Source organism: Streptomyces sp. NPDC005566 (assembly GCF_040605575.1).
Taxonomy (GTDB): Bacteria; Actinomycetota; Actinomycetes; order Streptomycetales; family Streptomycetaceae; genus Streptomyces.
The window spans coordinates 171,944-195,517 of record NZ_JBEXDB010000018.1 but is presented as its reverse complement, the minus strand read 5'-3'; the positions used below and the strand labels follow the sequence as shown (position 1 = coordinate 195,517).

Annotated in this window: 23 protein-coding genes and 3 pseudogenes; 19 read left to right on the top strand and 7 right to left on the bottom strand. The window is 69.7% G+C overall.

Features of this window, described 5'->3' with window-relative positions:
• From ABZS61_RS27175 to ABZS61_RS27160, 4 genes and pseudogenes are all read left to right on the top strand, one after another.
• Positions 1-245 (top strand): annotated as a pseudogene (locus ABZS61_RS27175) (ABC transporter); the annotation flags it as partial.
• Positions 242-1,027, top strand: a complete 786-nt coding sequence (locus tag ABZS61_RS27170) for an ABC transporter permease (protein ID WP_356426552.1) — start codon at positions 242-244, stop codon at positions 1,025-1,027. The pseudogene ABZS61_RS27175 and the gene ABZS61_RS27170, both read left to right, overlap by 4 nt.
• A gap of 181 nt (positions 1,028-1,208) precedes the next feature.
• Complete coding sequence (locus tag ABZS61_RS27165) at positions 1,209-1,379, top strand: hydrophobic protein (protein ID WP_329208602.1); 171 nt, start codon at positions 1,209-1,211, stop codon at positions 1,377-1,379.
• Positions 1,380-1,534: 155 nt separating this feature from the next.
• Positions 1,535-1,888 (top strand): PRC-barrel domain-containing protein, encoded by a 354-nt coding sequence (locus ABZS61_RS27160; protein ID WP_356426548.1) that lies wholly within the window; start codon positions 1,535-1,537, stop codon positions 1,886-1,888.
• 117 nt (positions 1,889-2,005) lie between these two features.
• Here the strand turns inward: ABZS61_RS27160 and ABZS61_RS27155 are convergent, their stop codons facing one another.
• Positions 2,006-2,239: a hypothetical protein gene (locus tag ABZS61_RS27155; RefSeq protein WP_351174530.1), complete on the bottom strand. Its 234-nt coding sequence runs from the start codon at positions 2,237-2,239 to the stop codon at positions 2,006-2,008.
• Positions 2,229-2,483 carry a hypothetical protein gene (locus tag ABZS61_RS27150; RefSeq protein WP_356426578.1) on the bottom strand — a complete coding sequence of 85 codons (255 nt, stop codon included), beginning with the start codon at positions 2,481-2,483 and terminating at the stop codon, positions 2,229-2,231. The genes ABZS61_RS27155 and ABZS61_RS27150 overlap by 11 nt, the downstream gene beginning before the upstream one ends.
• A 117-nt stretch (positions 2,484-2,600) precedes the next feature.
• Here ABZS61_RS27150 and ABZS61_RS27145 point away from each other — a divergent pair, with 117 nt between their 5' ends.
• From ABZS61_RS27145 to ABZS61_RS27115, 7 genes and pseudogenes are all read left to right on the top strand, one after another.
• Entirely contained in the window at positions 2,601-3,443 is an 843-nt protein-coding gene (locus ABZS61_RS27145) for a helix-turn-helix transcriptional regulator (RefSeq protein ID WP_356426544.1), read from the top strand.
• Positions 3,424-3,630, top strand: a complete 207-nt coding sequence (locus tag ABZS61_RS27140) for a DUF397 domain-containing protein (protein WP_356426541.1) — start codon at positions 3,424-3,426, stop codon at positions 3,628-3,630. Before ABZS61_RS27145 ends, ABZS61_RS27140 begins: the two co-directional genes overlap by 20 nt.
• A gap of 22 nt (positions 3,631-3,652) precedes the next feature.
• Positions 3,653-3,919 (top strand): hypothetical protein, encoded by a 267-nt coding sequence (locus tag ABZS61_RS27135; protein ID WP_356426538.1) that lies wholly within the window; start codon positions 3,653-3,655, stop codon positions 3,917-3,919.
• A 506-nt stretch (positions 3,920-4,425) separates the two neighbouring features.
• Complete coding sequence (locus ABZS61_RS27130; protein WP_010982331.1) at positions 4,426-4,629, top strand: cold-shock protein; 204 nt, start codon at positions 4,426-4,428, stop codon at positions 4,627-4,629.
• Between the two features lie 523 nt (positions 4,630-5,152).
• Positions 5,153-5,539 carry a hypothetical protein gene (locus tag ABZS61_RS27125; RefSeq protein ID WP_356426535.1) on the top strand — a complete coding sequence of 129 codons (387 nt, stop codon included), beginning with the start codon at positions 5,153-5,155 and terminating at the stop codon, positions 5,537-5,539.
• Positions 5,540-5,612: 73 nt separating this feature from the next.
• Positions 5,613-5,802: pseudogene (locus ABZS61_RS27120) on the top strand (hypothetical protein); the annotation flags it as partial.
• A gap of 50 nt (positions 5,803-5,852) precedes the next feature.
• Positions 5,853-6,140, top strand: coding sequence for a hypothetical protein (locus ABZS61_RS27115; RefSeq protein ID WP_356426533.1), 288 nt, complete (start codon positions 5,853-5,855; stop codon positions 6,138-6,140).
• A gap of 9 nt (positions 6,141-6,149) precedes the next feature.
• Here the strand turns inward: ABZS61_RS27115 and ABZS61_RS27110 are convergent, their stop codons facing one another.
• A complete protein-coding gene (locus ABZS61_RS27110) occupies positions 6,150-6,722 on the bottom strand; it encodes a dihydrofolate reductase family protein (RefSeq protein WP_356426532.1) in 573 nt (190 codons plus the stop codon).
• Between the two features lie 73 nt (positions 6,723-6,795).
• On the bottom strand, positions 6,796-7,296 hold the full coding sequence (locus ABZS61_RS27105; RefSeq protein WP_356426530.1) for a hypothetical protein: 501 nt from the start codon (positions 7,294-7,296) through the stop codon (positions 6,796-6,798).
• A gap of 372 nt (positions 7,297-7,668) precedes the next feature.
• On the opposite strand from ABZS61_RS27105, the gene ABZS61_RS27100 reads away from it, so the two are divergent.
• A complete protein-coding gene (locus ABZS61_RS27100; protein ID WP_356426529.1) occupies positions 7,669-8,571 on the top strand; it encodes a hypothetical protein in 903 nt (300 codons plus the stop codon).
• 63 nt (positions 8,572-8,634) lie between these two features.
• Here ABZS61_RS27100 and ABZS61_RS27095 read toward each other — a convergent pair whose 3' ends face one another.
• Positions 8,635-11,223: a glycoside hydrolase family 9 protein gene (locus ABZS61_RS27095; protein WP_356426575.1), complete on the bottom strand. Its 2,589-nt coding sequence runs from the start codon at positions 11,221-11,223 to the stop codon at positions 8,635-8,637.
• A gap of 430 nt (positions 11,224-11,653) precedes the next feature.
• Here ABZS61_RS27095 and ABZS61_RS27090 point away from each other — a divergent pair.
• The 3 genes and pseudogenes from ABZS61_RS27090 to ABZS61_RS27080 all read left to right on the top strand — a co-directional run.
• Positions 11,654-11,986, top strand: a pseudogene (locus ABZS61_RS27090) (sigma factor); the annotation flags it as partial.
• A gap of 17 nt (positions 11,987-12,003) precedes the next feature.
• Positions 12,004-12,429 carry an ATP-binding protein gene (locus ABZS61_RS27085; RefSeq protein ID WP_356426526.1) on the top strand — a complete coding sequence of 142 codons (426 nt, stop codon included), beginning with the start codon at positions 12,004-12,006 and terminating at the stop codon, positions 12,427-12,429.
• Positions 12,430-12,591: 162 nt separating this feature from the next.
• Positions 12,592-13,632, top strand: a complete 1,041-nt coding sequence (locus ABZS61_RS27080; RefSeq protein ID WP_356426522.1) for a LacI family DNA-binding transcriptional regulator — start codon at positions 12,592-12,594, stop codon at positions 13,630-13,632.
• Between the two features lie 30 nt (positions 13,633-13,662).
• On the opposite strand, the gene ABZS61_RS27075 is transcribed toward ABZS61_RS27080, so the two are convergent.
• Positions 13,663-16,443 (bottom strand): glycosyl hydrolase, encoded by a 2,781-nt coding sequence (locus ABZS61_RS27075; protein ID WP_356426519.1) that lies wholly within the window; start codon positions 16,441-16,443, stop codon positions 13,663-13,665.
• Positions 16,444-16,685: 242 nt separating this feature from the next.
• On the opposite strand from ABZS61_RS27075, the gene ABZS61_RS27070 reads away from it, so the two are divergent.
• The 4 genes from ABZS61_RS27070 (at position 16,686) to ABZS61_RS27055 (ending at position 21,478) form a co-directional block, all read left to right on the top strand.
• Positions 16,686-17,987 carry an extracellular solute-binding protein gene (locus ABZS61_RS27070; protein ID WP_356426516.1) on the top strand — a complete coding sequence of 434 codons (1,302 nt, stop codon included), beginning with the start codon at positions 16,686-16,688 and terminating at the stop codon, positions 17,985-17,987.
• Positions 17,988-18,162: 175 nt separating this feature from the next.
• The gene (locus tag ABZS61_RS27065) at positions 18,163-19,134 is read left to right on the top strand and encodes a sugar ABC transporter permease (protein ID WP_356426513.1); all 972 of its coding nucleotides are present in this window, start codon (positions 18,163-18,165) and stop codon (positions 19,132-19,134) included.
• On the top strand, positions 19,131-20,030 hold the full coding sequence (locus ABZS61_RS27060; protein ID WP_356426510.1) for a carbohydrate ABC transporter permease: 900 nt from the start codon (positions 19,131-19,133) through the stop codon (positions 20,028-20,030). The genes ABZS61_RS27065 and ABZS61_RS27060 overlap by 4 nt, the downstream gene beginning before the upstream one ends.
• Before the next feature lie 44 nt (positions 20,031-20,074).
• Positions 20,075-21,478, top strand: a complete 1,404-nt coding sequence (locus ABZS61_RS27055) for a GH1 family beta-glucosidase (protein ID WP_356426507.1) — start codon at positions 20,075-20,077, stop codon at positions 21,476-21,478.
• Positions 21,479-21,545: 67 nt separating this feature from the next.
• Here the strand turns inward: ABZS61_RS27055 and ABZS61_RS27050 are convergent, their stop codons facing one another.
• A complete protein-coding gene (locus tag ABZS61_RS27050) occupies positions 21,546-23,564 on the bottom strand; it encodes a glycosyl hydrolase family 28-related protein (protein WP_356426504.1) in 2,019 nt (672 codons plus the stop codon).
• Positions 23,565-23,574: the final 10 nt, after the last annotated feature.

Below are 23,574 nucleotides of genomic sequence, written 5' to 3'. Positions count from 1 at the left end.
GGTCCGCCGCCGCCGCCCTGAACGACATCACCCGCGACGACGAGGCACTGTCCCTGCAGATCCCCAGCGACGGCAGCCAGCGCGAACTGCGCTCCGTCCTCGACCGGCTGGACTCGGCCGGCATCGAGGCGGACGAACTGACCGTGCACACCCCCGACCTCGACGACGTCTTCTTCGCCCTGACCGGCGCAAGCGTGCCCACCCAGCCCACCAAGCCCAGCCAGCCCGAGGAGGCTGTCCGATGAGCTCCTTCTCCCTTGCCGTCCGCGACTCGTCCACGATGCTCCGCCGCAACCTCCTGCACGCGCGCCGCTACCCGTCACTCACCCTGAACCTGCTGCTCACCCCGGTCATGCTGCTGCTGCTCTTCGTCTACATCTTCGGCGACACCATGAGCGCCGGCATCGGCGGCGGGGACCGCTCCGCGTACATCGCCTACATCGTCCCCGGCATCCTGCTGATGACCATCGGCTCCACCGTGGTCGGCACCGCGGTGTCCGTCTCGGGCGACATGACCGAGGGCATCATCGCCCGCTTCCGCACCATGGCCATCCACCGCGGGTCCGTGCTCTTCGGACACGTCGCCGGCAGTGTGCTGCAGGCGATCATCAGTGTCGTCCTCGTCGGCGCCGTCGGCGTGGCCATGGGTTTCCGCTCCACGGACGCCACCTTCCTGGAGTGGATCGCGGCATTCGGGCTGCTGGCACTGGTCTCCCTGGCGTTCACCTGGATCGCGGTCGGGATGGGCATGGGCAGCCCCAACGCGGAGGCGGCCAGCAACAACGCCATGCCGCTGATCCTCCTGCCGCTCATCTCCAGCGCCTTCACCCCGGTCGACTCCATGCCCGGCTGGTTCCAGCCGATCGCCGAGTACCAGCCCTTCACCCCCGCCATCGAAACCCTGCGCGGACTCCTCCTCGGCACCGAGATCGGCAACAACTGGTGGATCAGCCTCGCCTGGTGCCTGGGCCTCACCGTCCTCGGCTACCGCTGGTCGAAGGCACAGTTCGACCGCGACCCCAAGTAACGAGAGGCACCTGCGGGCCGCAACCCGCCCCACCCGTGAAGGCCCGTGGCCGCCGTCCCCGATGGCGGCCACGGGCCTTCACCGGCCCTCGGGGGCGACCGTAAGGTCGTAAAAAGAATCCATGGATGATCGGTGTAGAGAATTACTTCAAGGGCACCAGATGCCTTGGAGGTTGATAACAATGGTTCCCCTGATACTTGTTCTTCTGCTCGCCCTGATTCTCTTCGGTGCCGGATTCGCACTCAAGGCACTGTGGTGGATCGCCATTATCGTCCTGGCCGTGTGGCTGATCGGTTTTGTCGTCCGCCCGACCGCGAGCGGCGGCCGACGTGGCCGGTGGTACCGCTGGTAGAACGCCTTTACCCACACTGACGATGCGGGTCGGCCCGGACTGTGATTCCGGGCCCACCCGCATCCCCCATTTCTCGTCGAACGGCATGCATGCGTTCCCGAAATGGGGGCACACGGATCAGCGAACACGAAATACCGTCGCGAAAGGAGCCAATGATGAACAACCATCTGTGGGGTTACCAGCCGACAAGTGGCCACACCGCCGGCGCCGACCTGACCGGTTACTCGGTCGAGGCGACGGACGGAAGCGTAGGAAAGGTCGACAAGCATTCCGACGAGGCGGGCTCGGCCTACCTCGTCGTCGACACCGGCGTCTGGATCTTCGGGAAGGACGTCCTGCTGCCCGCCGGCACGGTCAAGGGCATCGACACCGAACACCAGAAGATCTTCGTCGACCTGACCAAGGACCAGATCAAGGACTCCCCGGAGTTCGACCGGCACAAGCACACGGCCGACCCGGGCTACCACGCCCAGCTCGACAGCTACTACACGAGCTACCGCCTGATGTAGCACCACGCGTCACCGCTCGAGAGGCGGGGGTCTGCCCGGACACACGGGCGGACCCCCGCCGTTCAGCTGTGCCCGGGCGGCGTCGCATCCGGGCGCCCGCACTGCCGCCCCTCCCCGTCACGGCAACCGGCCCTCCCGGTTGATCTCCGTCACCCGGGCCCGCAGCACCAGCCCCGGCGGGGCCGGCCGGACGGCTTCGGGCGGGCAGTCCCACTCCGCCCCGCCGCCCGGCGGACGCAGCTGTACGTACGGTCCGACGCGCCCCATCACCCGGCCCACCCGCCCGTCGCGGCCGTCCACGGCGAACGATCCGGGCTCCGGCAGGCACGGTTCCAGTCCTTCAACTGTCATGAGCCGCCGCCGCTTCCCGCTTCTTCCCCGCCAGCTCGTCACTCAGCCGCAGCGCCGTGTCGATCGTGCAGCGCCCGAGGTCGACCAACGGCACCGGCTCGCTGCCCGCACACGACACCGGGTCGATCCGCAGGGACGGCAGCTTCACGCCGACCCCCGCCAGCCCGGCCCGCAGGCGCGCCACCGCGTCCTCAGCCGCCCGCACTCTGCCCGCTGCCTCTTTGCGCCGTTCTGTAGCCGTCATCATGATCTTCCCATTTCCACGCTGAGTAGTTGCCATGCCTACTCAGCGTGTCCAATTCCTCGCTACCGTGGAAGAGGTGCAGTTCCAACACCCGCACGTGTGTCACAGGGAGTCGCCATGCCTGGGCCGAAGAAGCTCGATCCCTCGTCCTCACCCCGCGCCCTCCTCGGCGCCGAACTCCGCCACAGACGGGAGACCGAGGGCCTCTCCCAGGACGAGCTGGGCACACCCCTGTTCGTCAGCGGCTCCTTCATCGGCCAGCTGGAGGCCGGGACGCGACGGATGCAGGCGGACCAGGCCGAGAAGCTGGACGGGGTGCTGAACGCGGGCGGGTTCTTCGCGCGGAACTGTGCCGCGCTGAAGCAGTCGAAGTACCCGGACCACTTCGCGGAGGCGGCGGAGGCGGAGGCGGTGGCGGAGACGATCCGCGAGTACGCACCCCAGCTGATCCCTGGGTTGATGCAGACCGAGGCATACGCGCGAGCGGTGTTCCGCGCCTATCGGCCGACGGCCACGGAGGCTGCGATCGACGAGCTGGTGGCAGTTCGGTTGGAGCGAGCCCAGCTCCTCACCGACCCAACAACGCCCATGTTGTGGATGGTTCTGGATGAAGCGGTCTTGCGCCGGACGTCGGGCGGGGCTGCGGTGATGGCCGGAGCCCTGGAGCACGTGGCGGCGCTGGCCAGCCGACATCGGGTGATCGTCCAGGTGCTGCCCTTCTCGGCAGGAGCGCACACGGCCCTTGAAGGCCAGCTGAAGCTGATGTCCTTCACCGACGCACCTCCGCTCGCCTACCTCCAGGGCTTGAGCACTGGGCACTTGCAGGATGATCCGGCACTCGTCCGGCACTACGAACTGACCTACGATCTAGTAGTGGCCAGCGCCTTGTCACCGGAAGCGTCCCTGGCCCTGATCAATTCGGTGGCGGAGGAGTACGCCCATGAAGCCCAGCGGATCTGACAACGACCTGTCCACGGCGACGTGGCACAAGTCCACGTACAGCGGGGGAAGCGGCGGCGACTGCCTCGAAGTCACAGACGGCCGCCCCGGCATCGTTCCCGTCCGTGACTCCAAGGTGCCCGGCGGCCCGGCGCTCGTGTTCCGGACCGCCGCGTGGGCGGCCTTCGTCGAGGACCTGAGAAGCTGATGCCGCATCAGGCGGTGAGGCCATGACGGGCACTGATCAGCCGGACCTGGACGAGATCGAGGCGTGGTTCTCCGGCGTGGTCGAGGGGCGTGTCAGCAGGGATGCGGCTGACCGATGGGCCGGGCGCTGGTACACGGACGACAGCCTCGAGTGGGATGCGCTGTCCCTGTGGGCGCTGCGCCTCCTGTACGGCATCGATCTGAGGCTGGGACCTGGGGAGCCGTACCTGGCCGATGACGAGCGAGTAGCCGGGTGGCACACGGAACTGCGGCGCCGCCGCACCGGGTGACGCACCGTGAGAGTCGCCTCCACGCCCGTTGCTTGCCTCCAGGCTCTCGACCATGGCAGAGCGCGTGCGGGCCCGCGAGATCAATGACGCGCCGTGTCGCCTTGGCCGCTCGGGATATCGGTCAAGGCCGGCGCCGACCGCAGGGACTGGCGCCCAGCTCTGGGCTACTCGGCCGGCGCGATTGCCGGTGTTGCGGTCACCCTGGCCACGGCACTGCTGAGACCGGCCAGCTCGTAGAAGAGAGCGAAAGTGTGCCCGGACCGACTGGGAGTGCTTGGTCGGCTCCCGACCACCCGGCCCATGTGGGCCCTCTGCCAGGTGGGCGTTACTGCTACGAGGGTGCTGGAGCCGGTGTAGCGTCAGCGTCAGCTGTCATGGTTCCGAGGTACCGGTCGCCCGTGAGCGTGTTCATGGGCGATTTTGCTGTTGACGTCCTGAGGGCCAGGCGATCACCTCCGGCGTCCGCAAGGTGCGGTAGCCGACTTCGAGTCCCCTTGGAGGACGAAATGGCCAGTGGAACCGTTAAGTGGTTCAACTCGGAAAAGGGCTTCGGCTTCATCGAGCAGGACGGCGGCGGCCCCGACGTCTTCGCCCACTACTCCAACATCGCAAGCTCCGGCTTCCGTGAGCTCCAGGAAGGCCAGAAGGTGAACTTCGACGTCACCCAGGGCCAGAAGGGCCCCCAGGCGGAGAACATCACCCCCGCCTGAACCACACACCCCCACGACACCCGCCCGGCGATGTTCGCCGGGCGGGTGTCGTGCGTCTTCGTCCGAACGGCACAAGGGCATGCCCCCAGAGCCGACACGCGGCCGGTTTCTGCATTGGCGACCTCTCTGCCGGGCGCCCGAGGTGTCCTGGGACGCCCTGCGCTGTCAGTCCACAGTTCGGGTGGGGCAGCGAATCGTGGTCTGCCGGCACAGCAGCATCCGCTTCTTTGCGTGGCTGGATACCGTTCGCACCTGTTCACCCCGCTCAGTTGACGCTCTGGTGAGACTCCAGACTGTCCTGGACGAGGAGTTCCTCTTCTACGTCTTCGACAGTCAAGACGACGATAACCACCCGGCGTACGCCCCCAGCGATCCGAAGGCGGCGCGGGAGCATTGCCGGGCTTCAACGCCACGCTCGCCCACGCTCAGCCCTATCAGGTTGATAGCCGAGAGCCAGCGGGATGTGCGGACCGGGCGGAATGCCGAGTCGTCTGCCTTCATGGAGCGGGGGTAAGCGGATGCCATGACACTGGCTCGCTCCTTACCCGACAGTCCAGCTGAGTGGTGGTTCTACCTCGGTGTGCTGGCCCTCTACCTACTCACCCGCTGGTTCCTTGCCTGGCGACAGGCAAGGAAGGAACATGCCGAGCACCCTGTACGCGCGGCGTTCGATGACGAGGAGCCCGGGGAGCCCAATGCCGGGTTCGCCGCCTTGGGGGCTTTCCGCTCCTACCGGCAGCTCCTGGGGTTCGTCGGTGGTGCGGTCGTGATCGTCGCGGTCTCTGCTCTGGCCGAGGGCAAGCTGCGACTGGGCTTGATGTGCACCCTCGTACCCGTGATCATCATCCTGCTGGCCTACCTCGACTTCCGTCGGGCTCGGACGTACAGACTCGAGCACGCGCGCACCTGAAGTGCGGCGCTTGGCCGCCGAGGCAGACACAAGGCTTCGGCGGATCGTTGCCGACGACACGATTGACGCACCAGTGCGGACCCGCAGCGCGACGTACACCGACCGTGAAACCGCCCATGAGCCATCCGGCAAGCAGGTCGTGGCCGCCGACGAACAGGCCATTCACCACTGGGCTCGCCCAGTCCACACGGCAGCGACTCGCCATTGAGGCAGCGTGGCCGCTCTCACCCACACCCGGTCGGCGGGTACTGCTCCAGGCGATGCCTACCGCCCTCGACCAGGCGCGGGCCGACTGTTCTGCCATCATCACGGGATGACGAGGACAGGCGGAGCGGTGCTGCCGGCAGGCTGGACCCTGGAGGAGATCCGCGACGTCTCCGGTGACCGGGGGGCCGTCCCCCTCGACACCGACCGTGTCGTGACGGGCTGGCCGGATCAGGACGAACGGCTCCGACCGGAGATCGTCCTGGATTTCCACGGGCTCTGCATCGTGAAGGCCGCCGACGACCCCCTCTGGTACATGGGCAGCCTGACCGAGGACGGCAGTGTCATCTGCTGGAGCATCTACGACGATCTCCACGAGGCGCTTCGCGGCCTGTAGGAGCCCTGTTCAGCGGACGACGTCGAAGACGTTCTTCTGCAGGCCGTTGGGGTAAGCCTCGTGCTCGACGAGCCGCAGCTTCTGGGTGTCCTTGTCCGTGGCGCTGAACAGGCGCTTGCCCGCGCCGAGCAGGAGCGGGAAGACGAGCAGGTGGTAGCGGTCGATCAGGCCGGCGTCCGAGAGGCCCTGGTTGAGGGCGGCGCTGCCGTGGACGATGATCGGGCCGCCCTCGGTCTCCTTCAGCGCGGCGACCTCGTCGAGCGAGCGCAGGATCGTGGTCGGGCCCCAGTCCGGGACCAGTGCGTCCTCGGTGAGCGTGGTGGAGACGACGTACTTCGGCATGACCTTGTAGTCGGCGAAGTCCTCCATGCCCGGCCAGACCGGGCTGAACGCCTCGTAGCTGGCCCGGCCCATCAGCATCGCGGAGGCTTCCTTCTGCTCCCGGCCCTTGATTTCGAACGCTTCGGGGAGGAACTCCACGTCCTTGAAGGTCCAGCCCGAGTTCCGGTAGCCGGGCTCGCCGCCCGGGGCCTCCACGACGCCGTCGAGTGAGATGAAGGCGGTGGTGATCAGGGTGCGCATCGAAGGTCTCCCGGATGTGTCGGTGTCTCGTGTGCTGATTCTCGACGGGGTTGACTGCGGATCGTGGAGAAACTCATCGATCATCACCCGTCGGGCAGCTCTCACGCGGCGCGCCTGCCCCCGGGGCCCGGCGCGCCCGGGCATGTCCGGCTGCCACCACCAGCACGACAGCGCTCACGCCGAACCCGACGATGAGTGCGTTCGCCCAGGCGTAGCCACTACTGCTCGGGTAGGTGGTCCCGTCGTTCAGGACGCAGTCGAATCCCAGAGGCACGTAGGAAGGGCGGTAGCCGCTGATGTTCTCGACAGCGGTCGGCAGTGCTTCGCGACAGGCGGGCGAGGGCGACGAGTTCGCCCCGGACTCGGACTCGTGCGTCAAGAGCTGGACCGTGCCGACGCCCCACGCGCAGAGGCCCACGACAGCTGCCACCGACATTCCGGCGCACCAGCGGAGCAGGTCCACGGACCAGTCGGCACGGCGTCCGGGCAGGCAGACGGAGATGAGTTTGACGAGGACCGCGATGAGCCAGACGGGGCCTGCGAGTATCGCGGGGAACACCAGCATGCTGAACACGAGTTGGCCGCCTTCCCTCGATTCCGGGGCAGCCGCACCCCCGGCTGTTCGCGCGGAGCGCTGCCCCGAAGCGCACGTTCGGCGGCGTCCGCCGCGTTGATCACTGTGTGCGAGACGCTGCCCCTGGCGGACCGGTTCCACGACTGACACGGGATCGGCCGGGGCTCAAGCGGCGAGTTCCGAGCGCTCTTTCAGCGGAATGGGTGGAGGGACTGCTTCCCACCCACCCTCCCTGCCTGGCGGGTTGACTTTTCGTGACCGACTTGCAACGGAGGGTTGCAACGCTCTAGCGTGCCGAATGACGAATCGACCCCCGCCCGGTGCTGTAACACCTGACAGGGGTCTGACCACCTCGATCGAAAGCGCGATCTGATGGCTGTGAGCCAGTTTAGTGCTGCCCCCTCCACCCCGTACGAGCCCCCGCACCCGATGGCCAACCCCGGCTACGGCAAGCGCTCGGCTCCGGACCAACGCCCCCGCAGCGAGCGGGACTTCGCGCACCTGCCGCCCCGTGAGGCGGCCGTCGCCGCGTACATCGACCGGCTGCCCGACGGCGCCGACATCTCCGTGAAGACGCTGGCCAAGTGGCTCCCGTACGGGCAGTGCGCCCTGCGCACCGCCCTCAACCGGATCCAGGCGGCCGGGCATCTGCGCCGGGGCAGTGAGTGCGTCGCCACCGAGGAGGTCCTGCTCTGGGTCACCCGGACGTTCTTCTCACGGACCGCGCGCGACGACGACTGGTGGGCGGCGTTCACCCGGGGCGACGTACCGCAGGAGGACCGGCGTCCCACCCGCTCACGGGCGTTCGTCCTGCTGGCCGCCCTGGGCCGTACCGCACCCTCGCTGAGCCTGTCGGCGACGGACTGCGTGAACCTGGAACCGCAGGTCAGTGAGTGGTTCGAGCGGGGCGCCACCGAGGCGGAGACGCTACGCGCCCTGACCGAAGGACTCCCCGCCGTGGTCCACCACGCCGCATCCCTCGTCCGGCGCCGCCTCATCGACAAGCTGCCGCCCGAGCGGACCCACCCGGCCCCACGGACCGTCCTGCGCACCCTGGAATGCAGCGTGTGCCGTGCGCCGGGCAGCCCCGAGGCGCTGCCCGGCGGCCGGTGCGGGCCGTGCCGCGGCGAACCGGTGGACGGCCCCGCCGGACCCCCTGGAGCGGTGCCCACCACCGGGGTGCGCGAGCGGATGACGGCGGTCCGTGCGGGCCTCGTCCCGCGGCAGGACAGGACCGTCAGGTCCAGGGAGTCCATGGCGCGCACCCGGCACTGATGCGCCCGGGCGCGGGGTCCGCCGGAAGGCGGGCCGCACCCGGGCGCGATCGCGGACGGAGGATCAGCCCGCCCTGCAGGAACGGCCGTTCAACTTGAACGTGCTGGGGGCGGCCGAAGCCCCTGACGCCTTGGTGTTGAACCCGAAGTCGACCGTGGCACCCGGTGCGATCACCCGGTTCCAGGACAGTGGCCGGGCGCTGAGCGTCCTGCCGTGCTGGTCGAACTGAGCGCTCCAGGTGTGGCTGACCGCCTGCTCGCCGGGCAGGAGCCAGGTCAGCTCCCAGGGCGAGACGGGCTCCGAGCCGGTGTTCTTGAGCTTCACCGTGACCGTCGAGCCGCTGTTCCAGGGGTGCGAGGTGTAGGAGACCTCGCACGTGCGCGACGCGGTCCCCCGTCCGTCGCCCGCGTCGTCCAGATACGAGGCGATGAAGGCGAGCGGCGCGTTCCAGTTGATGGTCACCTCGTTGGTGGCCCAGGAGCCGATGTCGTCGACGTAGCACATCGCGGGTGCGCAACCGCCCAGCTTCTCCACGGCGACCGGGTCACCGGAGGCGACGGCCGTGAGGTTCGGTCCGCCCGCGATCGAGCCGGCCGGCGGGTGGGGAAGGTCCGGGTCGTTCTGGTGCGCCCAGAAGCGGTGGTGCTGGTTGCGGGAGTCCCGCTCGCCGTAGCCGGTGACGTACGACCGGTTGAGCGGATTGCGGCCGAGGAGGTAGTCGGCACCGCTCAGCACCGCGTCCTGGTAGGCGGCTTCGCCGGTCAGGTCGTGGGCCGTGGCCAGCACGATCATGTTGTTCAGGACCTGGCTGTTGGAACCCCAGACGTAGTCCTCGTCCTTCGGCGCGTACGGGAGCCCGTACACCTGCGCACGGGACTGCGCGGCGTAGCGGTCGGCGGCCGTGGTGACGACGGACCGGACCTCACCGAGCTGTGCCGTTGTCAGGCCGTTCGGCACGGTGGCCAGCGTGAGCACGCCCAAGCCGCCGGTGGAGCCCCAGGAGATCCCGCCGCCGGCCGGGAACACCGCGTCCGTGTCGCCGTGCAGCGGGGAGGAGAGCACGGCCTGGCGGAACGCGGCCTCGCCCGTCGTGGTGAACAGCTCCGATGCCGCCCAGTAGAACTCGTCCGAGACGTCGCCGTCGCTGTATGTGCCGCCGCCCGTGCCGTCGTTCGGGTCGGCGAGGACGTCCGGGTGCGCCTGGGCCGCGGCCCAGGCGGTCCGGGCGGCCTTCAGGCAGCGGCCCGCGAAGGCCGCGTCGAACGGGGCGTAGAGCCGGGCGCACTGGGCGGCCGCGGCGGCCAGGTTGAGCGTGGCGGCCGTCGAGGGCGGGTGCAGCTCACGCTGCTGGGGGTCGAGGTGCGGGGCCAGCGGCAGCCCGGTCCAGCCGGCGTCGTGCATCTTGTGGTGGGCCATCCCTGCCAGCGGCTCACCGGCCGGGACCTGCATCCGCATCAGGAACTCCATCTCCCAGCGGGCCTCGTCGAGGATGTCCGGTACGGCGTTGCCCCGCTCCGGCACCCGCAGCGCGCCGTCCCCGAGCTCCGCCGACTCGGCGTCGTCGGCGGTCAGGGTGCGTTCGTACGTGGCCATGAGCTGGGCCACCGAGATCCCGCCGTTGACCACGTACTTCCCGTGGTCGCCCGCGTCGTACCAGCCGCCCGACACATCCAGCCGGTAGTCACAGACACCGGGCTGGCACGGGACGTCCGTGTCCCCCTTGTTGGGCGCCACACCGATGTGTCCGGCCGGCCGCGCGTAGGCGTCACCGACGAGGTCCGCGTCGATGGGGATGCCGCTGCGGTTGTGGTAGAAGTACGCCAGCGCGTCGGAGCGCAGACTGTCGTACAGGTCGGCGCGCAGCGAGAACGGCTCGCTGACCTGGTCGTCGACCTCGACGGTGTAGCCGTCGCCCGCAGTGGTCAGGCTGCTGAAGTCGAAGGTGTGGACCTGCTGGCGGGAGCTCGGGTCCTCTCCCTGCGGGACGGTCGTGCCGGTGGCGGCCGTCGTGCCGTCGGCTGCCTTCACGGACCAGGGAAGCGGTGCGTCGGCGTCGGTGACCACCGTGCCGTTCTTGGGGCCGTGGGGCAGGTATCCGACCTGGTTGACGCGGACCGGCGACCCGGTGTCCGGCTCGTACACGGGCGGCTCGGCTCCGCCGCGCAGCGACACGTCGTCGAGGCAGAAGGTGGTCGCGCTGTCGCCGCCCCCGATCTGCAGGGCGACCTGGGCGCCCGCGCGGTCGGCCGCGGCGGTGAAGACGTGGCTGACCGTCACGGCGTCCGGTCCCACCGGGTCGGCGGTGGCGAGGTCCGTGGCGTACGGAGCGGTGGCCTCCTGGACACGGGTCTGCACGGTGAGGGGTTCGGTCGACGAGGCCGTGTAGCTGAGCGTGTAGCTCTCGCCCGCCACGATCGGGATGTCGTTCTGGCCGATGATGACGTCCCACGGGTTGACCGTCCCGGCCGGGACCTCGGCGCAGAGCCGGCCCTCGGTCACGGCGCCGGACGTGTTGGCCGTCCACCACCAAGGAGCGGTACCGGCGGCGAAGTCGCCGTTGGCTATCTGTTCGGGGCCGGGGTCGGCCTCCTGGGCGCCGGCCGTGCCGGGCACAGCCAGGGCCGCTGAGAACAGTAAGGCGGCGGCTGACATCCCGAACACGCGCCGCCCGTGCCGGGGGCGGGCGGGCGCGGGCCGCGCGGGGAGTGGTGAGGCATTCACCGGGAGGACCTTTCGTCGACTGGGTGCGAGTGGTGTGGGAGCCGGGGACTTCGACATATGGGAGCGCTCCCACAGCATTGTGGGGGTGGATCGCTCGTTCCGCCAGGGGCATGACAGAGAATGCGGCAGAGGGCCGGAGGGCTCCCCTCCCGGTCACCCCTTCCCTGCACCGATCACGCCAGAGCCTGAGTTTCACCGCTTCGATACACATACAGAGCCTTCACGGCTATTGGGTGCTTATATCGCTCCGGGAGCGGTCGCCGATCCCACGTCGACAGGTCAGCGAGGTATCCAGGTGCAATCCGCCGATCGCGGAGGAGAAGCCGGGCAGCGGACGGAGGAGCCCGATCTGGACCAGCTGATGCTCTGGACCGCCGAAGGGGACCGGGAGGCCTTCACCGGCGTCTACGACAGGGCCGCCGGACCGGTGATGGGCCTGGTCCACCGGGTGCTGCGCGATCCGGCGCAGTCGGAGGAGGTGGTCCAGGACGTGCTGCTCGAAGTGTGGCGCACCTCCGGCCGGTTCAAGCCCGACCGCGGCAGTGCGATGACCTGGATCATGACCCTGGCGCACCGCAGGGCGGTCGACCGCGTACGGGCGGCACAGGCCGGCGCGGACCGCGAGCGCAAGGCCGCGCTGCTGAACTCCGGAACACCCTTCGACGAGGTGACCGAGCGGGTGGAGACCCGCGTCCTCATCGCGACACCGTCATGACCACAACGACCGCACCCCCACCCGTCAACCCCGCCCGGCTGGGCGCGCAGACCATTTCCCTGCCGCCCGGCCCCGAAGCCCCCTCGCACGCACGCCGCGCAGCCGTCGCCTTCCTCCACCGGATCCTGCCCTCGCTCGACCCGGGCCGCCGTGACGACGTCCTGCTGATCGTGTCCGAACTGGTCACCAACGCGGTCCGGTACGCCCCCGGGCCCAGCTCCCTGACCCTGACCACCGCCGCGGGCACCCTGGACATCGCGGTGACCGACTGCTCCTGCGTCCCACCGGCCCCCCGCGCCCCGGATCTGACCGACGGCACCGGCGGCATGGGTCTGCACATCGCGGAGGACCTGGGAGCCCGGGTGTTCACCGAGCCGCTCACGGACGGCAAGTGCGTGCACGCGGCCTTCGACGATGCCTGACGATGCTCGGCGACCCCGGCGGCTCCGGTCACGCCCAGGGCCATCGGGGCCACCGATTGGAAGCGCTCTCAGTCTGCTGACCGGCCCCGGCGTTAGGCTGTAGGCGATCCGGCGGTGCCACGTTCTGCCCGTGCCGCCGCCCAGCAACGAGGAGCGCACGCCTTGGCCGAGCAGCACCCCGGGTCCCGGCCCACTCTGGAAGCCGTCGCGGCGCTCGCGGGTGTCTCCCGGGCCACTGCGTCCCGGGTGGTCAACGGGGGCGAAGGGGTCCGCAAACCGCTGGTCGACAAGGTGCGCCAGGCCGTCGACGAGCTCGGGTACATCCCCAACCACGCCGCCCGCACGCTCGTCACCCGGCGGACCGGGGCGGTGGCCGTGGTCATCGCGGAGCCGGAGATCCGGATCTTCTCGGACCCGTTCTTCTCCCAGCAGCTCCGCGGCATCAGCAAGGAACTGGCCTCCCACGACACCCAGCTGGTGCTGCTGATCGTGGAAGGTCCCGCGGACTTCGACAGGATCGCGCGCTACCTGTCCGGCGGCCATGTCGACGGGGCCCTCGCGTTCTCGCTGCACACCGACGACCCGCTGCCCGCGATCACCCGGCGGGCCGGGATCCCGACGGTGTACGGCGGCCGGCCGAGCTGGACCGCGGCACCCGGCGATCAGGCCGTGCAGTACGTGGACGCCGACAACCGGGGCGGGGCGCGGGTGGCCGTGCAGTACCTGCGGGACCTGGGGCGGGAGCGGATCGCGTACATCGGGGGGCCGCCCGACCAGACCTCGGCGACGGACCGCCTCGACGGCTACCGGGACATCCTGCTGGAGACGGACCCGACGCTCGTCGCCGAGGGGGCGTTCACGGTGGAGAGCGGGGCGCGGGCGATGGCGGAACTGCTGGACCGGCGGCCCGATCTGGACGCGGTGTTCGCGGCCAACGACCTGATGGCCACGGGTGCGCTGCGGGTACTGCGCGAGCACGGGATCGCGGTGCCCGAGCAGGTCGCACTCGTCGGATTCGACGACATGGACTCGGTGGCCGAGGTCTCCGACCCGCCGCTGACGACCATCCGGCAGGACATCGAGGGCCAGGGCCGGCTGATGGCCCGGCTGCTGCTGCGCGGTCTGCACAAGGACCGTGCGGGGGCGGGCGCCCCCGACTCGGTGATCACACCGACCACACTCGTGCGGCGGGCCTCGGCCTGAGGGGCCGGGACCCGCCGCACAGGGTCACGCTCAGACGTACGGGATCTTCACGACCGCCGCGTCCGTACCGGTCTGCACCTGGGACGTGCCGTTGCCCAGCGCGTTCCAGATCTCCAGACGGACCGTTCCGGCCGTCAGGTTGCCCAGGCTTCCGGTCACCGCCGCGGTGCCCGCCGCCTGGGTGTACTCCTCCCAGCCCGTGACCGGGTCGGTCGCGAAGTAGCGGAAGGTCTCGACCCGGTCGAACGTGCCGTCACCGGTGAGGTCGTAACTGATCCTGACCTGCGGGGCGAGCCCGACCTTCGTACCCGCGTCGACCCGGAGGCGGAATGCGGTGGACGCACCCGCCGCGAGGGTCCCGTCGACCTTCTTGATCTCGTAGACCGTCGGCTTGTACGGCGTGCCGTCCCGGTTGACGCCGTCCGCCGAGGCCAGCGTGTCGGCTCCCGCCGCGCCGTCCGTGGCGGTGGTGAGGGTGCCGCCGGACTTCAGCCGGAAGGTGTTGCCGGTGGACGGGCCCGGCTCCTCGGGATCCGGGTCGCCGCCGCCGGTGCCCGTGCCGGTGGCCGTGGAGCGGGCCGGGACGGAGAGGGTCTTGCCGTCGGAGAAGGTGACGGTGCGGGCGGTGGAGTCGTAGTTGTGAGCGGCGTAGGTGCGGACGCCGTTCTTGGTGAAGACGGCGGACGTCGGGATGTTCCCGCTGACCGTCATGTCGGGTGCGCCCAGGGTGTCGAGCGTGGTGATCCAGTGGTACGTGTGCGCCTTGGACTCACCCTGCTCCGGGGTGTAGCCCGCGTTGCCGGAGTCCCACTTGGCCTTCGCCAGGGCAGGATCGGCGAGCGACTCGAACTGCCAGAGCAGGTCGCGCCACTCGACGGCCGGTCCGCCGTTCTCGCGCTCCATCTCGGCGATGTTCCGCTTGATGGCGGCCTTCTCGCGGGCCAGGTGCAGCGAACCACCGGTGACGGGGAGGACGTTGATGCCGTGGATCTCCTCCGGGTTCGCGGTCCACCAGGTGGAGTACGCGCCGCCGCTGCCCCAGACCATGCCGACCGTGTCGTGGCCGAAGGAGCCGGGGAAGACCTGTTGGTCGGCGTCGAACCAGTACTGCGTGATCGCTTCCGACTCGGTGGTCAGCAGGTAGCTGCCGAGGTCGCGCAGCCCGGTGTCACCCGTCGCCGCACCCCACAGGACGAGGCCCGCGCTGAGGTTGATGGACTCCGACGAGGACTCCTGGTTGTTGCCCGCCGCGAAGCCCTGGTGACCGGAGGCCCAGCTGTGGCCCGCGTACACGTCGAAGCCGCGCAGGAACGGGTACGCGGTGTCCGTGCGGCTCGGGTTGGCGGTGTCGCGGACCAGGGTCTTGACCATGGTGCCCCAGGCGGAGTCGGCGGCCCATGCCTGGTCGTACTGGGCGACGATCGCCGCCGCGTACACGTAGTAGCTGTAGTGGAAGTGGTGGTCGTTGAGCTCGGTGTCGCTGCCGTACGAGGCCGGGTAGCCGGTGAGCGTCTTCCAGTCCTTGTCGTAGCTGAACTCGCTCGCCCCGCCCGCCGTGAACCACTCCTGGAGGCGGCCCTTCATCAGGCCGAGGAGCTTGTCCCGGATACCCGTCTGGCCGATCTGGTCGGCGACGGGAACCAGCTGGGCGAGGCGGCCGAGCGCCTTGCCGGTCCAGTACGTGTCGCTGGCCCCGGAGAACGGGTCGGAGGCGTTCGCCACCTCGTTCAGGTATCCGGTCAGCCGGGCCTTGTCGACCCCGCTGGACGCGGGCAGGGCGGGCAGCACGCCCTGGTTCTTCTGGCTGGTGGTGAAGGAGGCGGACTCCCGCACCTTCATGGTGCCGCGCGGGGAGACGTACGTGTACGGCGTGAGCGCGTCGGAGGTGTGCAGCCACTGGTGGCGGTACAGCGCCTGGAGCGTGCCGCGTTCGGTGCCCTCCTTCGCCTCCGTGGTCAGGCTGTAGGTGGCCTTGACCGTGCCGCCGGTGGACTCCCAGGCCACCTTGGAGCCGGTGACGAAGCTGAAGGCGTACTTCCGGTAGGTCGCGAGCGCGTCCGTGGACGGCAGCACGGCGAGCGAGAAGTAGTCCTTGCCGCCGAGCCCGGCGGTGATCGCCGTGCCGGAGACGTTCCAGTCGCTGCCGGTCGGGGCGAACAGCGCGTAGTGGTGGCCGGCGACCGTGATGCCGAGGACGTTGCCGTTGTCCGCGAAGACGGTGGGGGTACCGGCCGTGGTGATCCGGGCGTCGCCGCCGGAGCCCTTGGCATACACGAAGGGCATGCCGTGCCCGATGGTCGTGCGCAGGGTGCGGGTGCCGTCCGACCAGTAGGGGGTGACGGTCCAGTCGGACCAGTCGTCGGCCTTGGTGTCCGGCGAGTTGAGGCCGTTGAGTCCGACGGTGAGGTCGGCCTTGTGGGCGTACTCGTACTGGCGGCCGTCGCCGACGACCGCGGGGGCGGTCGGGTAGCCGACCTCCAGGCCGCCCGAGGTGGCCTGGTAGGTCAGGGGGTGGCCGTACATCGGGGTGGAGTACGGGTTGTCGCCGTAGCGCTGGTAGGCGAGGGAGGACCACCAGTCGTTGGTGGGGACCGGCTTGTTCCTCGCCGCCGCGGTGAGCTTCGGCGTGACGGGAGCACCGGTGTTGGTGGTGGGTCCGGAGGTACCGGCAGGGCGGCTGTCGGTGTAACTGCCGGAGCCGGCGGGGATGGTGGCGGCTGCCGCCGGGGAAGCGGCGGGGCCCAGAGCCACGGCGGCCAGGGCGAGGGCCAGGACCGTCGCCGCAGCGGATCTGGAGAGGTTGGCTTGCATGGGCAGCACCTCGGTGTCATGGGGGGCGGGAGCGTTTTCGAGAGCGCTCTCAAGTGCCAAGGAACGTAAAACTTCTGAAACGTAAGTGTCAAGAGAACTCACACAGGCGGTAGTTGGGCGTAACGCAAAGCCGTTATGCGTTCGAGTCTTGACGGCGGGAGAACCCTGAGAGACGCTCCAGGCGCAGGTTTTGAGAGCGCTCTCAAGCGCTCGGTTCATCCCGAAGCCAAGGGAGGCTTCCCATGCCCATCACCCGAGCCGCCAAGAGAGCCACCGTCCGCCTCGGCGCGGTCGTCCTCGCCGGAGCGCTCCTCGCCGCCTGTGGATCCGGTACCTCGGACTCCTCCGACAGTGCGAACGGGAAGGTCACACTGACCGTCGACCTCTTCGGATCGTTCGGCTACAAGGAAGCCGGGCTGTACGCGGAGTACGAGAAGCTCAACCCCGGCGTGACCATCAAGCAGAGCGACACCCAGGACGAGGCCGACTACTGGAAGTCGCTGCAGACCCGGCTGGCCGGCGGCGGCGGGCTCGCCGATGTGCAGGGCATCGAGGTGGGCCGCATCGCGTCGGTCACCCAGCAGCAGTCCGACAAGTTCGCGGACCTCAAGGAGTTCGGCGCCGACAAGCTCAAGGACCAGTTCGCCGAAGCCAAGTGGTCGGCGGCGACCACCAAGGACGGCAAGATCCTCGGCCTCGGCACCGACGTCGGGCCGGAGGCGATGTGCTACCGCACCGACCTGTTCAAGCAGGCCGGGCTGCCCACCGACCGCGAGGAACTCGCCCAGAAGTGGTCCACCTGGGACGGCTACCTGGAGCTCGGCAAGCAGTACAAGAAGAAGGCCCCCGCCAAGAGCGCCTGGCTGGACAGCATCGGCAGCCTCTACGGGATCATGATCGGCCAGGAGAAGGAGCGGTACTACGACGCCTCCGGTGAGCTGATCTACGAGAAGAACCCGGCGGTCAAGCAGGCCTGGGACACCTCGGTCAAGGCCTCCGACGCCGGGCTGAGCGCCAAGCTCGACCAGTGGTCGCCGCAGTGGAACCAGGCGTTCGCCGCCGGATCCTTCGCCACCATCCCGTGCCCCGCCTGGATGCTCGGCTACATCAAGGGCCAGGCCGGCGACGCGGGCAAGGGCAAGTGGGACATCGCCAAGCTGCCCGGCGGCGCCGGCAACTGGGGCGGCTCCTACCTCTCGGTCCCGCGTGCGGCCGAGCACAAGAAGGAGGCGTACGAGCTGATCAAGTGGCTCACCGCCCCCGAGCAGCAGGCCAAGCTCTTCCAGAAGCAGGGCAACTTCCCGTCCTCGACGGGCGCGATCGAGAAGGTCGCCGCCGCCAAGGACCCGTACTTCACCGACGCGCCGATCGGCCAGATCTTCGGTGACGCGGCGAAGGCGTCCCCGGTCCAGGTGCTGGGTGTGCACGACCAGAACGTGGCCCAGCAGCTGACCAACGCGCTGAGCGAGGTGGAGCGCAAGGGCACCTCGTCGGCCAAGGCGTGGGAGACGGCGAAGAAGGGTGTCGCGAACGTGATCGGCTGACACCCCTTCACCGCGTCACGAGGGCTGCGACACCCCGTCACCGCCCCGCCGGGGCCGGTCCGCCTCCGCACGACGGCGAACCGGCCCCCGCCCCCGTGACACCCCGGCTCCCGCACCGCCCCGTCTTTCGCACCACCCCCGACCCCCCGCCCGCACCTCCCCGAAGGGCCGCACCGTGACCCTCACCGCCACCGCGAAGGCCGCGCCCCGGGCGCCCGGACCCGGATCCGGCGACGGCCGGGCCGCCGCCCTCCGGCGCACCTGGCAGACCTTCTCGCCGTACGCCTTCATCGCCCCGTTCCTCACCCTCTTCGCCGCCTTCGGTCTCTTCCCGCTGCTCTACACGGCGTTCGTCTCGCTCTACCGCGTCGAACTCCAGACGAGCGGCGACATGGAGTGGCGCGGCATCGCCAACTACACGGCGCTGTTCGCCGACGAGTACTTCTGGACCTCCCTGCGCAACACGTTCACCATCGGCGTGCTGTCCACCGTCCCGCAGCTCGCGATGGCCCTGGGACTCGCGCACCTGCTCAACTACAAGCTGCGCGGGCGCACCTTCATCCGTACGGCGATCCTGCTCCCGTACGCCACCTCGGTGGCCGCCGCGACGCTGGTGTTCGCCCAGCTCTTCGGCCGCGACTTCGGGCTGATCAACTACGTGCTGGGCCTGGTCGGCCTCAGCCCCGTGGACTGGCAGACCGGCACGGTCGCCTCGCAGATCGCCGTCTCCACCATCGTCGTCTGGCGCTGGACCGGATACAACGCACTGATCTACCTGGCGGGCATGCAGTCCATCCCGAGCGAGCTGTACGAGGCCGCCGAGATGGACGGGGCGTCGCGCTGGCGGCAGTTCGTCCATGTCACGCTGCCCGGCCTGCGGCCCACGATCGTCTTCACGGTGATCGTGTCGACGATCGGCGCCACCCAGCTGTTCGGCGAACCGCTGCTCTTCGAGGGGTCCATCTCCGGCGGCATCGCGCACCAGTACCAGACCCTCGGCCTGTACATGTACGAGCAGGGCTGGGGCTTCTTCCACCTGGGCCGGGCCGCCGCCATCGCCTGGGTGATGTTCGTCCTGATCGTGGTGCTCGTCGGGGCCAACGCCCTCGTCGTGCGCCGCCGTGCCCGTAAGGAGGCCGGCCGATGACCACGCTCACCGCACCGCCGACCGCGCCCGAGACCGTCCCGCCCACGACTCCGCCCGGTCGGCGCAAGCGCGGACCACGGGGCATGCAGGGCGGCTGGCTCTCCTACCTGATCCTCGGATTCGCGCTGCTGATCTCCGCGTTCCCGTTCTACTGGACGATCGTCGCGGCCAGCCGCTCCAACGCGGACCTCGCCAAGGTCCCGCCCAGCCTGCTGCCCGGCCCGAACCTCATCAAGAACTTCGAAGCGGTGCTGGAGGAGGCGGCGATCGGCAAGGCGCTGCTGAACTCGTTCATCGTGTCCGGCTCCATCACGGTCGGCACCGTGCTGTGCTGCACCCTGGCCGGATTCGCCTTCGCCAAGCTGCGCTTCAAGGGCCGCGGAGCACTGCTCACCCTGACCATCGGCACGATGATGATCCCCCCGCAGCTCGGCGTCATCCCGCTGTTCATGCTGATCGCGGAACTCCAGTGGGTGAACCAGCTCCAGGCCGTCATCCTGCCCGGCCTCGTGTCGGCCTTCGGGGTGTTCTTCATGCGCCAGTACCTGGTGCAGTCGCTGCCCGACGAACTGATCGAGGCGGCCCGGGTCGACGGCGCGTCGACCGCGCGCATCTTCTGGTCGATCGTCATCCCGATCGCCCGGCCCGGCATGGCGGTGCTCGGCATGCTCACCTTCATGACCGCGTGGAACGACTTCTTCTGGCCGATCATCGCCCTGTCCTCGCAGGAGCCGACCGTACAGGTCGCCCTGCGGCAGCTCGGCGGCGGCTACGTCCACGACCAGTCGGTGATCATGGCCGGCACCCTGCTCGGCACCCTCCCCGTACTGCTGGTCTTCGGCCTGCTCGGCCGGCAGATCGTGGGCGGGATCATGCAGGGAGCCGTCAAGGGCTGAGCCCTCCCCCCACCACCCCACCTCACCTCTGGAGTGCCTGTCTCATGACCGCTGTCGATGCCCGCCCCACCACCGCGGCGGGGCTGCGGTTCCCCACCGGATTCCGCTGGGGGACGGCCACCGCCGCCTATCAGATCGAGGGAGCGGCCACCGAGGACGGCCGCACCGAGTCCATCTGGGACACCTTCAGCAGAACCCCCGGCAAGGTCCGCAACGGCGACACCGGTGACATCGCCGCCGACCACCTCCACCGGATGCCGGAGGACGTGGCCCTGATGAAGGACCTCGGCGTCACCGACTACCGCTTCTCGGTGTCCTGGCCCCGGGTCCAGCCGACCGGCCGCGGCCCCGCCGTCGAGCGCGGACTCGACTTCTACCGGCGGCTCGTCGACGAGCTGCTGGGCGCCGGCATCCGGCCCGTGGCGACGCTCTACCACTGGGACCTGCCGCAGGAACTGGAGGACGCGGGCGGGTGGCCGGAGCGCGAGACGGCACACCGGTTCACCGAGTACGCCGCGCTCGTGGCGCGGGCGCTCGGCGACCGGGTGGCCACCTGGACGACGCTCAACGAGCCCTGGTGCGCCGCCTTCCTCGGGTACGGGAACGGGGTCCACGCCCCCGGTCGTACGAGCGACCTCGCAGCCCTGCGCGCGGCCCACCACCTCAACCTGGCCCACGGCAGCGCGACCGGCGTCCTGCGGAACCTGCTGCCGTCCTCCGCCGAGGTGTCGCTGACCCTGAACCTGCACGCCCTGCGACCGCTGACGGACACCCCGGCGGACCATGAGGCCGTGCGCCGGATCGACGCCGTCGCCAATCGGATCTTCCTGGACCCGGTCTTCCACGGGCGGCTTCCCCAGGACCTGGTGCAGGACACGGCGTCGGTCACCGACTGGTCCTTCGTCCGCGCCGGGGACCTGGAGGTCATCTCCGCACCCCTGGACTCCCTCGGCATCAACTACTACTCCCCCAGCGTCGTTTCCGCCGGTTCGTCGGAGTCCCCCTCCCCGTGGGCGGGCGCCGAGAAGCACGTGGCGTTCACTCCCGCGGACGGGCCCCGCACCGCGATGGACTGGCCGGTGGACGCGAACGGGCTGCACGAACTCCTCACCCGGCTCGGCGGGGAGCTGCCCGGCCTGCCCCTGATGGTCACCGAGAACGGGGCAGCGTACGACGACTACGCCGACCCCTCGGGCCAGGTCCACGACCCGGAGCGGGTGGCGTACCTGCACGCGCATCTGACGGCCGTGCACCGGGCGATCGAGGACGGCGTGGACGTACGCGGGTACTTCCTGTGGTCGCTCCTGGACAACTTCGAGTGGGCGTACGGCTACAGCAAGCGGTTCGGCATCGTCCACGTCGACTTCGCGAGCCAGCGCCGCACGGTGAAGGACAGTGCCCGCTGGTACGCGGACGTCATCGCACGCGGCGGTCTCGACCGCCCCTGACCACCGGTCCCACGCGTCGCGCCGCCGTCGGGACCGACGGCGGCGCGACGTCAGTGGTGCGAAGCGGTCACCAGGCTCCGGGCGCGGGCGGTGCCACGACCGGCGGGCGGTCGTCGCAGGTGATCGTGTTCGGCAGGAGCCAGGGCGCGAGCCAGTCGCCCGTGGTGCCGCCGCCGTCATTGCCGCCGAGGTCGGTCAGGGTGAACTCGGAGCCCGCCGGGGTGAAGTTGAAGGACCCGCAGTTGTTGACGCCGACCGCGCCCACGTTGCGCGCGTCCACGTTCTCGAAGGTCGCCGAACCCGCCGCGCGGGCGCTGACCACCGACGTACCCGTGCCGTCGACCTTGATGTCCTTGAAGTGGACTCCGCGGATCCTGTACGTGTCCTTCACCGGCCAGTCCGTGACCAGCATGATCGCGTTGTAGGTGCTGTCGAGGAAGTTGTTCCCCGTGACCCGGATGTCGGCGTCGATGTCCCGGTCCAGGGCGTAGAACCAGACGGCCCCGAGCCCGATGTTCCAGTTCAGTTCGTACGTACCCGCGCGGACCGTCGTGTTGCCGGTGAGGTCCAGCCGGCCCTTGAACGCCTCCGCGCCGAATCGGGCGCCGACGTGCAGGGCGCTGCCCTCGCGGACGGGGTCGGCGACGAGGTTGCCGGAAACCGTGTTGTCCGTACCGCCGTAGATCGCGATGCCGTTGGCGAGAACCGGGCTCTGGACGGTGTTGCGGGCGAAGGTGTTGCCCGTGTTGGCGTTCTTCTCCGCCCACATCGCGAGGCCGTCGTCGCCGGAGTTGCGTACGAAGGTGTGGGCGACTGTCGAACCCGTCACCCCGCCGTGGAAGTTGATGGCGTCGGCGATCTGGTCGACGATGACGTTGTTCGTGATCCTCAGGTTCGACATGGGGCCGTCGAACCACATGCCGACCTTGGTGTGGCGGATGTGCAGGCCGTCGATGCTGGAGTCGCTCATCGCGCCGCCGATGCCGTTCACCTGGTCGGTGTCGATGCGCTCGCGCACGTCGCCCTCGATGGCGAAGCCGGACAGATGGACGTTGCGGCTGCCGCCCTCGGCCGCGTCCTTGCCGTAGAAGCCGACGCCCGTGTGGACGGAGCCGTCCGCGGCCGGGGTGTCGAGGGCGGTCTCGCGGCCCTTGAACGTCGTGTACCAGCTTCCGGCGCCCCTGATCGTGACGTCGTCGACGATGATGTGGCGGTTGACCTGGTACGTGCCCGGCGGGATGTACACCGGGAGGTTCTTGCGCTTGGCGTGGGCGATGGCCCGTTCGACGGCGCCCGCGGAGTCCCGCCGCCCGAACGGGTCGGCCCCGAAGGCCAGCACGTTCGCGGCCCGGAGTTCGATGTGCGGGAGGCCCACGAGTTCGGAGTCGAGCACGTCGATGACGGTCCACGCGGCACGGCTGCCGGCCGGGACCGTCAGCCGTACGGTGTCGCCGGCGCCGTACTTCCTGCCCAGCAGCAGGCGCTGCTCGTCGTAGAAGTGGTTCGGGCGGAACGGCTTGGTGATCGTCGGGGCGGGTGTCGTCCCGCTGGGGACGCAGGCGCATTCGGTGATCCACCAGTCCGGATGGAGCAGCCCGGCACCGGGGTCGTCGGTGAACGGGTACTGGTTGTAGAGCCAGGCGTACTGCGAGGTCAGCGTCATCGTGGAGCGCTTCTTGCCGTTCACGGCGACATCGAGCGGTGCGGTGATGCCGCCCCCGCCCGGGGCGTCAGGAATGCTGTAGCGCACGGTGATCGCGTCGGCGGCGCCCGGCAGTGTGAACTCGACGTGCTCGCCCGGCGCCAGCCTGACCGCCTTACGGCCGGAGGCCTCGGCGGGCAGCGTGTACGCGGCCCGGTCGGGGCCGATGACCGTGCCGTTCGTGGCGGCGTTCTCCGCCTCCTGCTCGGCGAAGGGGACCTCGGCACCGCGGCCGGCGACCAGCGCCGGATCGAGGGCCGCACGCGTCACCGCGGGCGCGGGGGGCCGTTCTCCCTCCGCACCCGTGGCCGCGGGGGCGCCGGTCAGGGCGCCCAGTCCGACAACGGCGGCGGTCAACGCGGCGACCGTGATGTTCCGTGACATCGCATGCCCG